Source organism: Micromonospora marincola, from assembly GCF_056150385.1.
Genome location: NZ_JAXCFT010000020.1, coordinates 1 through 12,349, shown reverse-complemented (window position 1 = coordinate 12,349; position 12,349 = coordinate 1). Strand labels below are relative to the sequence as shown.

The 12,349-nt window shown below is 66.8% G+C and carries 11 protein-coding genes, 1 tRNA gene and 1 pseudogene; 10 read left to right on the top strand and 3 right to left on the bottom strand.

Translation table 11 applies throughout. The features are described 5' to 3' along the window. Positions 1–4: 4 nt before the first annotated feature. The gene (gene argS / locus SM450_RS27015; protein WP_474622592.1) at positions 5–1,672 is read right to left on the bottom strand and encodes an arginine--tRNA ligase; all 1,668 of its coding nucleotides are present in this window, start codon (positions 1,670–1,672) and stop codon (positions 5–7) included. A 98-nt stretch (positions 1,673–1,770) separates the two neighbouring features. Between argS and SM450_RS27010 the strand changes: the two genes are divergently transcribed. From SM450_RS27010 to SM450_RS26980, 7 genes are all read left to right on the top strand, one after another. Continuing rightward, positions 1,771–2,607: a DUF3105 domain-containing protein gene (locus SM450_RS27010; RefSeq protein WP_474622591.1), complete on the top strand. Its 837-nt coding sequence runs from the start codon at positions 1,771–1,773 to the stop codon at positions 2,605–2,607. 10 nt (positions 2,608–2,617) lie between these two features. Further along, positions 2,618–3,295 (top strand): DUF305 domain-containing protein, encoded by a 678-nt coding sequence (locus SM450_RS27005; RefSeq protein ID WP_474622590.1) that lies wholly within the window; start codon positions 2,618–2,620, stop codon positions 3,293–3,295. Between the two features lie 121 nt (positions 3,296–3,416). Continuing rightward, on the top strand, positions 3,417–4,112 hold the full coding sequence (locus SM450_RS27000; RefSeq protein WP_474622589.1) for a winged helix-turn-helix domain-containing protein: 696 nt from the start codon (positions 3,417–3,419) through the stop codon (positions 4,110–4,112). Positions 4,113–4,178: 66 nt separating this feature from the next. Beyond that, positions 4,179–4,250, top strand: a tRNA-Arg gene (locus tag SM450_RS26995). A gap of 413 nt (positions 4,251–4,663) precedes the next feature. Further along, positions 4,664–5,479 carry a hypothetical protein gene (locus SM450_RS26990; RefSeq protein WP_474622588.1) on the top strand — a complete coding sequence of 272 codons (816 nt, stop codon included), beginning with the start codon at positions 4,664–4,666 and terminating at the stop codon, positions 5,477–5,479. Then, entirely contained in the window at positions 5,476–6,681 is a 1,206-nt protein-coding gene (locus SM450_RS26985) for an XRE family transcriptional regulator (RefSeq protein WP_474622587.1), read from the top strand. Before SM450_RS26990 ends, SM450_RS26985 begins: the two co-directional genes overlap by 4 nt. A 215-nt stretch (positions 6,682–6,896) precedes the next feature. Then, positions 6,897–8,288 carry a hypothetical protein gene (locus tag SM450_RS26980; RefSeq protein WP_474622586.1) on the top strand — a complete coding sequence of 464 codons (1,392 nt, stop codon included), beginning with the start codon at positions 6,897–6,899 and terminating at the stop codon, positions 8,286–8,288. A 573-nt stretch (positions 8,289–8,861) separates the two neighbouring features. Here the strand turns inward: SM450_RS26980 and SM450_RS26975 are convergent. Then, positions 8,862–9,302, bottom strand: coding sequence for a PPOX class F420-dependent oxidoreductase (locus SM450_RS26975; protein ID WP_474622585.1), 441 nt, complete (start codon positions 9,300–9,302; stop codon positions 8,862–8,864). Positions 9,303–9,449: 147 nt separating this feature from the next. Here SM450_RS26975 and SM450_RS26970 point away from each other — a divergent pair, with 147 nt between their 5' ends. The 3 genes and pseudogenes from SM450_RS26970 to SM450_RS26960 all read left to right on the top strand — a co-directional run bounded on the left by SM450_RS26970 (position 9,450) and on the right by SM450_RS26960 (position 11,739). Then, entirely contained in the window at positions 9,450–9,755 is a 306-nt protein-coding gene (locus SM450_RS26970) for a hypothetical protein (protein ID WP_474622584.1), read from the top strand. 74 nt (positions 9,756–9,829) lie between these two features. Then, positions 9,830–10,480 (top strand): annotated as a pseudogene (locus SM450_RS26965) (helix-turn-helix domain-containing protein); the annotation flags it as partial. Between the two features lie 131 nt (positions 10,481–10,611). After that, complete coding sequence (locus SM450_RS26960; protein ID WP_474622583.1) at positions 10,612–11,739, top strand: integrase core domain-containing protein; 1,128 nt, start codon at positions 10,612–10,614, stop codon at positions 11,737–11,739. A 210-nt stretch (positions 11,740–11,949) separates the two neighbouring features. Here SM450_RS26960 and SM450_RS26955 read toward each other — a convergent pair. Continuing rightward, the coding region (locus SM450_RS26955) for an integrase core domain-containing protein (protein ID WP_474622582.1) at positions 11,950–12,349 on the bottom strand (400 nt) is incomplete at its 5' end.

The window sequence follows — 12,349 nt, the reverse complement described above, 5'->3', positions numbered from 1 at the left end:
CGGATCACATCCTCTCGGGCGCGGAGACGCCGAGCAGGTGCAGGCCGTTGGCGATGACCACCCGGGTGGCGTCGTTGAGCCAGAGCCGGGCCCGGTGGGTGTCGGTGATCTTCTCGTCGCCCTGCGGGGCGATCCGGCAGTTGTCGTAGAACCGGTGGTAGGACTGCGCGACGCTCTCCTCCAGATAGCGGGCGACCCGGTGCGGCTCGCGCAGCTCGGCGGCGGTGGCCACCACGGCGGGGAACTCGGCGAGCGCCTTGAGCAGCTCGTTCTCCTTTTCGTGACCGAGCAGCTCGGGGTGGAACGCCGCGGCGTCGCCCCGGCTCAGGCCGATCTCGGCGGCGTTGCGGGCCACCCCGGCCGTGCGGGCGGCCACATATTGCACGTAGTAGACCGGGTTGTCGTTCTTGGCCCGGGTCCACAACTCCACGTCGATGTCGATCGGCGAGTCGGCCGAGTAGCGGGCCAGCGCGTAGCGCGAGGCGTCCACGCCGATGGCGTCGACCAGGTCCTCAAGCGTGACCACGGTGCCGGCGCGCTTGCTCATCCGCACCGGGGCGCCGTCGCGGACCAGGTTGACAAGCTGACCGATGAGGATCTCCAGGGTGCGCGCCGGGTCGTCGCCGAAGCACGCGGCCATCGCCCGCATCCGGCCGAGGTAGCCGTGGTGGTCGGCGCCCAGCATGATCACGACCCGGTCGAAGCCGCGTTCCCGCTTGTCCAGGTAGTAGGCGCAGTCGGCGGCGAAGTAGGTCCACTCGCCGTTGGACTTGCGCAGCACCCGGTCCTTGTCGTCACCGAAGTCGGTGGTGCGCAGCCAGGTCGCGCCCTCGGACTCGAAGACGTGCCCCTGCTCCCGCAGCCGGGTCAGCGCCGCCTCCAGCTCGCCCCGGTCGTGCAGGTCCTTCTCGTTGAAGTAGGTGTCGAACTCGACGCCGAAGTCGCGCAACGAGGACTTGATCTCGGCGAACATGAGCTGGACGCCCTCGGCCCGGAACACCTCCTGGGCGGCGTCGTCCGGCAGCTCCCGCACCTCCGGGTGACGCGTGACCACCTCGGTGGCGATCTCCGCGATGTAGGCCCCGCCGTAGCCGTCCTCCGGGGCGGGCTCGCCCTTGGCGGCGGCCAGCAGCGAACGGGCGAAGCGGTCGATCTGGGAGCCGGCGTCGTTGAAGTAGTATTCCGTGCCCACGTCGGCCCCGGTGGCGCGCAGCAGGCGGCTGAGCGCGTCGCCGACGGCGGCCCAGCGGACGCCGCCGATGTGCACCGGGCCGGTCGGGTTCGCCGAGACGAACTCCAGGTTGATCCGCTGCCCGGCCAGGGTGTCGCTGCGCCCGTACGCCGGACCGGCCTCGACGATGACCTTGGCGAGCTGGCCGGCGGCGGCGGCGTCGAGCCGGATGTTCAGGAAGCCCGGGCCGGCGATCTCCACCGACTTGACCCCCGGCGCCCGGCCGAGCTGCTCGGCAAGCGCGGCGGCCAGCTCCCGCGGGGGCACCCCGACCTTCTTGCTGAGCTGAAGCGCCAGCGTGGAGGCGTAGTCGCCGTGATCGGGGTTACGGGGTCGCTCGACGGTGGTCTGCGCGGGCAGCGCGGCGCCGTCGAAACCCCGTTCGTCGAAGACGGCGTGGGCTGCGGCGAGGACGACCTCGGCGAGTTCTGCGGGAGTCACTGAACCATGTTATCGGGGGTAGACTCGGGCACCGCGGCGGCGACCCAGCATGTGAACCGGCCCCCCGCTCCCCTGACCGACCGACCTGACGAGGCACGATGAGCATCAGCACCCCGGGCGGCCCGGAACGCCGTCCCACCGTGGTCAGCACCGGCAAGAAGCCGGCCGCCGGCCGACCCGCGGCCGGCGACAAGCCCGCCGCCAAGGCCGGCGCGGGCAAGGCCGGGGGCGGCAAGGGCACGCCACGGCCGGGCGCCGGTGGCAAGGGCCGCAAGCCGGTGACCCCGGTGAAGGTGAGCCAGGGTCGCTCGTGGGGCCCGATCGCGCTCTTCGTCGCGGTCGGTGTGCTCGCCGTCGGCATCATCGCCGTCGGCGCGTGGGCGGTCTACCAGGGCGGCCAGCCCTGGGAGAAGCGGGCCGACGCGATCAACGGCGTGGTCGACTTCCGCAAGACGGACAAGGACCTGCTCAAGGGCGGCAACCACCAGCCGGGCACGCTGAAGTACGACCAGTCCCCGCCGGTCGGCGGCCCGCACAACCAGGCCTGGCAGAACTGCATGGGCGACGTCTACGACGCCCCGATCGCCAACGAGCACGCGGTGCACAGCCTGGAGCACGGCACCGTCTGGATCACCTACCGCCCCGACCTGCCGGCCGACCAGGTGACGAAGCTCAAGAGCAAGGTGCAGGGCCAGGAGAAGCTGATGCTCAGCCCGTACGAGGGGCTGAACAAGCCGATCTCGCTCCAGGCGTGGGGCTTCCAGCTCAAGGTCGACAACGCCGACGACGGCCGGATCGACGACTTCATCAAGACGCTGCGGGTGAACGCCTCGATCGAGGGTCCGAACGCGCTCTGCGACCAGGGCGTCACCGCCACCGGCACCACCCCCCGGGACAACCTCCAGCCGAACATGCCCGAGCAGCCGACCCAGTAAGGAAGCCGCGATGACCGCTCCGGTGACCACCGACAGCGAGTTCGACGAGGTCCCGGCCGCCGATGACGAGGGCGGCCGGGCGCCGGCCCGCCGCTACGGCCTGCTGGTCGTGGCGGCTGCCGTCGTGGTCGGGCTCCTCCTCGGGTACGCCGGCGGCCTGCTCACCCCGACGCTCACCCGCCCGGGCGACAACTCGGCCGAGGCCGGTTTCGCCCGGGACATGACCACCCACCACAACCAGGCGGTGGCCATGGGGCTTCTGGCGTTCCGCCAGGGCGAGGACGCGGAGGTACGTCAGGTCGGCGTGGACATCGCCACCGGGCAGCAGGGCGAGATCGGCACCATGCAGACCTGGCTGCGCTCCTGGAAGCTGGACCCGACCGGTGGGCAGCCGCCGATGGCGTGGATGCCGGACGGCGCCGGGCTGGTGAAGGACGGCCTGATGCCGGGCATGGCCACGCCGGAGGAGATGGCGAAGCTGAAGGCGGCGAGCGGGCGCGAGTTCGACGTGATGTTCCTGAACATGATGATCCGGCACCACCTCGGCGGCGTGCACATGATCGACGGCATTCTCGACGAGGGGCACGACGACGACGTGCTGGCGGTGGCCCAGGTCATGAAGAACACCCAGCAGAACGACCTGGCCAACCTCAACGCGGCGCTGAAGCGCCTGGGCGGCACGCCCTAACACCCCACTTGTCCGGTTAGACCTATTGGCACGTTTCGCGTACAACAACCCATTGCCCGGCTTCGGGAGTTTTCTCCATACATATCGTGACCGGTTATGGTTCGGGCTCGTTGCGCAGGACGTGGGGGTTGCACTCAGAGACGCAGGGCGGTCGGTGACCAGCTGGTGCCGACGCCACACCATCGGCGGTGACGGAGCGGTGGCAGCCGTCCGTCGCGGACTGCGGCAGGGCGAGCCGGGAACGCTCAGCCGCGAACAGGAACTTGAACTCATCGACGTGCTGCGGGGCGTCCACCCCGACGAGTTCGGCCTCGACGAGGAGCTGTGGACGCGGCAGAGCCTGACCACGCTCATCGAACGCCGGTTCGGGCTGGCCATGGACGCCGGCACCGTCGGGGCGTACCTGCGGGCCTGGGGGCTCGGGCCGCGCGAGCCGCGCGAGCGCGCCTGCGGGCTCTGCGTCGGCGCGGTCGAGCGGTGGGTGCGCAGCGAGTACCCGGCGATCACGCGGGCGGCCCAGGAGCACGCCGCGGAGGTCTACTGGATCGGCCGGGTCCGGCTGCGCGGCACCATGCCGACCGCCGAGGTGGTCTCGGCGGTCTCATCCCGGGGGCGGGTGCGGTTCATGGTCACCACGCCCGCGGTGGACCCGCCGCTGCCCCGGGACTTCGTCCTGCGGCTCAGCGGCGCCGAGGAACGCACCGTGCACCTGATCGTGGACGGCTCCTGGCCGCGCAACGAGTGGCCCCGACGGCTACCCCGACGCATCGCGCTGCACCCGCTGCCGAGCTGCGGTCGCGCGCTCGCCGCCGCCTGACCCGCCGCACGGAGATACCGATTCGGTGATCCGGGAACGGGTTTGCTACGCTTCCCGGGTCGCTGAGCCCCCGTAGCTCAGGGGATAGAGCACCGCCCTCCGGAGGCGGGGGCGCAGGTTCGAATCCTGCCGGGGGCACCTCACAGAACTGCAAGAGCGCAGCGTAGTCGATCCGCATCTGACAGTCGAGGCTCACTTCACGCTCGTCTAAACATCAGACGCCGCCCCGGGCTCACGCCCGGGGCGGCGTCTGATGTTTCTGGGTCACCGCTGCCGGACTCTGCAGCTCGCGCCCGCGACCAGCCAGGTCGGCTTATCGCCGGGTGCGCCGGCCGGCAAGGCGCCGGAAGTGGCTACGAAACGGCGCTGGAACGCTGCGCGATGGCGATGCCAGCATCCTGAGTCTGGACCGTGAGGCCATGAGGCTGCCGAGCCCGTCGGTCTGCGCGCCACGCGACAGTGAACCCCCGGACGGCACCGGGGGCCTTCGAAACACTCCGCATCGGTTCAGTTTTATACATCAACTACGTGGAGATGGTAGTGTCCCCGTCGTGACCGAGGACGAGAAGGTTATCTCCGAGATGACCGACGGCGGGATTGTCGGGGCGCTCCGGTGGGCGGTGGCATCGGCGCATGCGCGAGCGTGGGCAGACTTCGACCAGGAGACGGGCCACAACCAGACCGTGTTGGGCATTGCAGCGCACACCCTTCTTGCTGATCGGCTTGACCGAGTGTTCCGGCTGGGGAAGTACCTTGCCAGAGAGGACGCTCGGGGCCAGGACGTGCTGCTGGCGGGGCTGTCGTCGCCCGAGCAGAAGTCGATGCCGGCCGTCACGGGGGTAGAGCGTGCAGACCTCAACAACTCGCCCGCGTGGCGGTACGGTCACAGCCGATGGTTCTTGAGCTCGTTTGAGTACAGCAAGGTCCACGACATCGCCTGGGGTCGGAAGAGTCCCACCAAGCGCAAGATTGCAGTGCAGGCAGGATCGGAAAGTCCGGAGCAGTTCGTCCTTCCGGGGACCTATGACGCCCCCGTCGGCGAGAACCTCACCCCGGTTACTCTCCGCGAGTTGCTCGCCGCGAACGAGGGCAACTTATCCGATATCGTGCTCGCGCACAGTCTAGACCCCCATAGCGGGGCCACCGAACTGTTCCTTGGCCGGCCCCGCCTTAACATCCGCGGCGGCAAGCCCTGGGTATGGTTGCGCTCCTTGCTGCCCGGCGAAGGAAGCGCCGGGTCGGGCACCAGGGCCGACGCTCCAGAGCGTATCGAGACGACGCGCAGCGTCGATGTGCCCGACGCCCCGGTGCGGTTGAGGCCCCGTATCGCCGGTCAGGACCCAGACACTGGATCCGTAGGACGATGAGTGCTGCACAACCGCCCGCAGCCGCGCGGCTCGCTGACGCCGCGCGGCTGTTCAGCGGGCGACGACTGACCTTGGCACGCCAGGTTGCCGGACTGCGCAAGAACGGTCTCGCCGAACGAATCGGCAAGACTCCCACTGCTGTCGCTAGCTATGAGAACGGCACGAAGAGACCAGCGACAGCAACGGTGGCACAGCTTGCGCTGACTCTCAAGGTTGAGCCGTCGTTCTTCATCGGCGTCGACTTGCCCGAGACACAAGTTCCGACGCCGCACTTTCGATCTCTAAGGTCCACCACACAGCTTGTACGTGACCAGTCGTATGCCTACGGATGCCTGGTGGCCGACGTCGCCGCCTCACTCGAGAAGTACGTCGAACTACCGCCGCGTGACGTTCCGCGCTGGCCAGTCCCCCAGGACGAAATCGCCTCGGGTGAAGCCGAGACGGCCGCCTCATTTGTCCGTGCCGAATGGAATATGGGCAGCGGACCTGCCGGCCACCTCATCCGCCTCCTAGAGAACAGGGGTGTTCTGGTTGTCTTCTCGCTTCCGCAGACAGCCGCCGTGGATGCATTCTCGTTCGAGGCGGGCGCGCGGCCGATTATTCTACTCAACCCCGTAAAGGAAGACTACTACCGGCAGCGATTTGATGTTGCCCATGAACTGGGCCATCTCGTCATGCACGCTGATTCGGAGCCGGGCAGCAGAATTGTCGAAGATCAGGCGCATCGTTTCGCGGCGGAGTTTCTGATGCCGGCGGCCGGGATCATCGATGATCTGCCTGCCAAGGCGGACTGGCAACAACTGTTCGTACTTAAGGAGCGCTGGGGTGTCAGCCTGCAGGCCATTCTCATGCGATGCCGACAGTTGAAGGTGATGAGCGAGTCGACTTACCAGAGGGCCATGGTTGCGTTGTCGTCCAACGGTTGGCGACGCCAGGAACCCGGCGAGGGGACCGCGCCGGAGTTGCCGTCACTGCTACCCAGGAGTATCGATCTTCTCGAATCGGCTGGCTACACCTCGCAAACCTTGGCAGCGCAAGGCCGTATACCAATCTTCATATTTGACGCGGCCACTTCGCGCCGCCCAACGGTGGACGTCCAGCTGCCAGACGTAGGGCTCCGACGTGCAGGTAAAGACGATAGTTTTGTCGTTCAAGAAAGTCCCTTGCCGTTTCCGGATTTGGGCGGACGAAGCAGTCATTAGACGTCCAACTTTCTGACTGATCGACTCTATACGCGATTTCGATCGTCGCTGGCACTGAAAGCACCGAGCGGCAAACACCTACATGCTTCGGATCAAATAGGGGCAACGTTTCTGTTAATCCACTGGCCAGCTGTGCGTCTAAGGCTGGCAGTAAATAACGCTGCTCGGCACCTCTGGCCACTCTTGCTGCCACTGAATAAGACGACAGGAGTTCGATGCGCTTTTCGGTCTGCGCCGAGGTTGCCCGTGGCGACGACGACGATTGGTTCGATCCTGTCTTATCCGAAGATACCCCATTGTATGTTGACCCGTTTTTGGTGTTCGAGGATCAGTCGCCGTTATTCGCGGATGCTCACGACCTCGTGGTGCAGTTCTTCACCACTTGCCGTGATCTAGTTCGCGAAGACCGAGGAAGCCGGGGTCGACCGTGGAAGAAGGCACTTCGGTTGCTGACATTCCCCGAGCCCAAAGAATTCGCACTGGGGTTGGCCATGGGCTCACCCAATGGATCCGGTACCGACGAGCACTACGCCGCTCAGATGGCCGAGGCTTTGGAGGGGATCAGTCGGGCAGTCAAACGGCGAGTCGCATATGTGGAGATGTTCGCGCTTTTTGTGCCGGGCCTGGGCGTCGACCGAATCAGTGACATCTTTTGCAACATCCTTAAATCGAGGTTCATCGCCTACACGCAACAGGTATGCCAGCGCCACAACATCGGGGTGGAGCAGGTGTCGGTCCGCAACGCTTCCTGGAATTCGACCACCGCGCGATGGTCCGACGCCCGGCTACTTCTACCTCGCAGTCCCGTAACGCGTGGCGCGGTACTGTTGACCCCTGACCGGTTCTTGCAAGACATTCCTTTACGGATCACGGCTGATGGATTTTACGGTTGGGCAGAATCGCAGCATAATGCCGAGCTTCGCGACGACCTCAATTACGATCTTGCCGGGGATCTTAGTCGAAGTGAACGCGCTGAGCGTGGACGCGATTTGGCGCAGCGCCGACCATCGATGGCATTCGACTACGTCGACCACATCGCCGAGCAGGCCGAGCCCCAACCGTACGATGTCGCTGCAGACACGGAGTTGTTCGTGCGGTGGTACGAGGCGGGTCGTGCCGCTGGCCGCCATGAAGCCGAGCGGTTCGAGCCCATCGGGCAGCCCGTTGAAGCCGAATTCCACAGTTGGCTCGGTACGCTGGTGGACCGGTTCGCTCACGCGGTTGAGCACACCGACCTGTGGCGGGCATTTTGGAACGATGAACTGACGAAGGCGCGGAAGGAGAAGATTGTTCAGGCAGTAGCCGGGCAGATGTGGATCCTGCTTTGCGAGCGGTCTGACGTTGACGTCAGCCGAGAAGCCAACGTAGGCCGTGGTCCAGTCGACTTCAAGTTCTCCGCAGGCTGGCACCGCCGGGCACTAATCGAGGTTAAGCTGATGTCTAGCCGCAAGCTGCGCCAAGGCGCCGAGGCGCAGCTTCCGCAGTACATGGTCAGCGAGCGGATCAGCGGTGCTTACTACGTGTGTGTCGGTTTTACCGACGAGGAGCTCTCTGAAGAGCGCAAGCTCCTAGTACTCCAGCAGGAGATCCGTTTCAGGGCTCAGTGAGGGCTTGTCGGGCGTAGTGGCTGGTCTTGGCTTCGGCTTGATGGCGCCGTCGGAAGATTTCAGGCGGAGCCGACATCGATCAGGCACCCGTCGATCCGGTGCTGCCGAACATCGAGGGACCACCCCCGCGTGCGCGGGGAGCAGATGATGGCGTCGGGGTCGATGCGGCGGCTGTAGGGACCACCCCCGCGTGCGCGGGGAGCAGGCGAGTCGGGCCGCGGCGTCTTCGGCGACCCGGGGACCACCCCCGCGTGCGCGGGGAGCAGACTAATTGACCTGGGGCTTTGCAACGTCGAGGCGCTGTTTTTATCCACTTTGGATGGCCGGGTCCACTCTAGGTCATGGCCGGCTACCCGACCTACAACAGCCAAGCTGCCTACGACGGTCCGGGCGCCGGTGGCGGCAACTCGCCGCGGTGACCGGCTCTGACGACCACTGGCCCTCGACGCCCGCCCATCGCCGGCTCTCGCCATCGCCGCACGGTCGGGTTTTCAGCCGGGCGCCCGTCTTACCGCCCACGCCCGTGGCACGGGAACCTGGACCCGCCGACGGGATCGCAGGTACGCGGTTCGGTCAGTGCGAGCCTGCCTCGGTCCAGGGGCCGACGCCGCCGATGCGCTCGATCGAATAGCGCACGAGGTAACCCGGACCCTCCGGGGCGGGGAACTCCGCGTCGGGAGACATATAGACCTTCACCAGGCGGTTGAGCAGATGCCACGCGTCGTCGCTGGGCTCGACAGTGGCGCGCGCCCGCAACACCACGTACGGGTTGAGGAAGACGTCGGGCTGGCGCGGCGCGTCGAAGGACAACACCACCCGCGGGTCCCGCTCGATGTTGCGCAGCTTGAGGTGCCGTCTCATGTGGCCGCTGACGATGTCGTCGCCGTCCAGCCCGATCCAGATGACGGTCACCTGCGGGCTCCCGTCGGCATTGATCGTGGTCAGGTGGGCCAGGGGGCCGGATTCGATGAGATCGCGCAGCTCGCGCGGCAGTCGCGTACCTTGCTCCGTCACGGGTCCACCGTATCTCGCGCCGGGGGATCCGACTCGATGCGGCGGGACCGTGTCGTGTACGTGACAGGGCGCCGGCCCGGATGGGCAGGCAAGCACAGGTGTATGCGCCTCACACTGGCGTCCTCGGTTATTCCTGAAGGAGTAGCGATGGTCAACTGGGTGACACGGCGAGACCTGTCCGAGGCGGCGAAGGGCGGTGCCGGGTTCTTCGCGCTGCTGATGCTGGCCGTGGCGGCGTTGTTCGCAGGCGCCTGGTGGTGGGTGTCCGGACGGCGGCTAACCGCGGAGCCCACCATGCCACGGTGGGTGCGGGTGTTGTGGAGGAGCTGCCTGTTTGTAGCCGCGTTCGCGTTGGCGTACTCGGATGGCTGGGTGGGGTCGGCGAGCGCGATGGCGGTGTTTGTAATGGCAGGATTCGGATGGTGGCTGATGGCCACGCCAGACGAGGCGTAGGCGGTCACCCTCGCGTCACTGCCGGCAGACAAGTTCTGTCCTCCGTCGGCTGATGTGCGACACGCGTCCGCTAGGTGATCTGCGACAGTGGTCCGTTTCGGCACTCTGAGCCCGACGTCTCCGCGGGGCGTCAGGACTCGGGGAGGCCGGGATTGGCGCTGGTTGTCTTGTCGGTTGTCGAGCAGCGGTTGGACGCGGTTCGTGCGGTGCTGGCCGGGTCGGATGTGATGGAGGTGGCCGCCAGCTTCGGGGTGCATCGGTCGACGGTGCATCGGTGGGTGGGCCGGTATCTGACGGAGCAGTTGGCCGGATTGGCCGACCGGTCGCATCGGCCTCACTCGTGTCCCGGCCAGGTCGCGGAGGCGGTCGAGGTCGCGGTGGCGGAGATGCGTCGGGAGCATCCTCGGTGGGGTTCGCGGCGGATCCGGTTGGAGATGCTGCGCAAGGCCGGGCCGTGGGTGGTTGAGGATCTGGCGGTGCCGTCGGAGCGGACGATCGACAGGATTTTGCAGCGGCAGGGTCTGTTGCGGGTCCGGTCCCGGAAACGGCCGAAGGACTCGTATAAGCGGTGGGAACGCCCTGCGCCGATGCAGTTGTGGCAAATGGACATCGTCGGTGGAGTGCAGCTGGTCAACCCCGCGACCGGTGTGCTGCGGGAGGCGAAGCTCGTCACCGCCGTCGACGACCACTCCCGGTACTGCGTGATCGCGAAGGTGGTCGAGAGGGCCACCGGCCGGGCGGTGTGTCTGGCGTTGGCGGAGGCCTTGGCCCGGTTCGGGTCCCGGAGGAGATCATCACCGACAACGGCAAGCAGTTCACCGACCGGTTCGGCAAGTACCGTCCCCGCACCGGTGAGGTGCTGTTCGACAAGATCTGCCGCCACAACGGCATCACACACCGGCTCACCGCACCCGCCTCACCGAACCAGAACGGCAAGGTTGAACGGTTCCACGGCACCGTTCGCCCCGACTTCCTCGACACCGCCGAGGCGTTCACCAGCCTGGCCGAGGCCCAAGCCGCGGTGGACGCATACGTCCTGCACTACAACACCGGCCGACCCCACCAGGCCCTCGACCCGAAGACGCCGGTCACCCCGGCTGACCGGTTCCAAGCGGTCCCGGTCCAGCAGCGGGCACTGGTCGACCTGTGGCTGCCACCCACCCTGGACTCCGTCCCCTCCACCCCGATGCCGCAGCCCTCGACCGACCCTGAGCCCGCCCGCGTCCAGCCGCCGGCAGTGCAGCCGGGTGCGCCGGTGGAGTTCGACCGGGTGGTCCCGGCGTCGGGCAACCTGATGGTCTGCCAACGCCAGTTCTGGATGGGCACCCACCGAGCTGGCATGGTGGCCCGGATCTGGGCCGACTGCGACCTGATCCACGTCCTCATCGCCGGCATCCGGATCAAGACCGTCCGCTCTCACCTGACCGTCAACGACCTCGCCGCCCTTACCCGCCAAGGCGCCGTCCCGGCCGGCCCCGCACCCCTGCCGCCGATCGACGGCGGCGACGCCATCGAGGTCGAACGCTGCGTCAACCGAGGCGGCGGGGTTTCACTCGGCCAACACATCGTCCTGGCCGCAGAAATCCTCGCCGGCCGCCGCGTCGGCATCCGCATCGAACCGACCACCCTCATGTTCTACGACCTCGACACCCGCGAACTCCTACGCGCCCGCACCAACCCACTCAGCCCAGAACAGATCAAGCGCCTGCGTGGAGCCCGACCGGCAGGACCACCACCACGACCCTCCATCGAACCCATCCGGGTGCAACGCAGGGCTTCCAACAGCGGCATCATCATGGTCGCCGGCCAGAAAGTCGCCCTCGGCCGACTGCACCGCCACCAGACCGTCACCGTGACCGTGTCCGAGACGACCCTGGCCATCGAACTACCCGACGGCGACACCAAGGTCATCCGACGCACGACCACCCAGCCAGTCCGTAGCATCAAAGGCCAGCGACCGCGGATCGCTACCTCAGTTTCCTAGACCACCCGTCGCGCATCACCTGGCGGAGCTGCGTCGCACATCAGCTGACGGATCACACACCCGAAGGCATCTGTCCCGTGACGGGACATGTGTCCTGTCACGGGACATGCTTGACACACGCGTCCCACATGATGCGCGACATGTCCTCAAGCGGCGTCGCGGAAGGCCCTCACGGCCCGCGACTGAACCGCCCCGGGTTCTGTGGAGACTTCAGCTGTTGGCTCCAACCACCTCGCGGGGCTGGGGTTGAGCGTAGAACATCGATTCGTGTTCGGTCGGTGGGACATGCCCGATGGCGGAGTGCAGGCGCTGGTTGTTGTACCAGTCGACCCACTCGGCGGTGGCCAGTTCGACCTGGGCGAGGCTGCGCCACGGGCCCCGAGGTTTGATCAGCTCGGTCTTGTAGAGGCCGATGGTGGACTCCATCAACGCGTTGTCCAGGGCGTCACCGACGCTGCCGATCGAGGCGTCGATACCGGCATCGAGCAGGTGGGTGGTGAACCGGAACGACGTGTACTGACCGGTTTCAACCAGTCGTTGCAACACATTTGTCCTGAGTGGACGATAACAGATCGTTAAGGGCCTCGCCGGGCGTTCTCCACCCGAGTGC

Excerpts from the sequence above, each read along its gene's own strand:
- SM450_RS27010 (WP_474622591.1), top strand. The coding sequence starts at position 1,771 with ATGAGCATCAGCACCCCGGGCGGCCCGGAACGCCGTCCCACCGTGGTC.
- SM450_RS27005 (WP_474622590.1), top strand. The coding sequence starts at position 2,618 with ATGACCGCTCCGGTGACCACCGACAGCGAGTTCGACGAGGTCCCGGCC.
- SM450_RS26985 (WP_474622587.1), top strand. The coding sequence starts at position 5,476 with ATGAGTGCTGCACAACCGCCCGCAGCCGCGCGGCTCGCTGACGCCGCG.
- SM450_RS26980 (WP_474622586.1), top strand. The coding sequence starts at position 6,897 with ATGCGCTTTTCGGTCTGCGCCGAGGTTGCCCGTGGCGACGACGACGAT.
- SM450_RS26970 (WP_474622584.1), top strand. The coding sequence starts at position 9,450 with ATGGTCAACTGGGTGACACGGCGAGACCTGTCCGAGGCGGCGAAGGGC.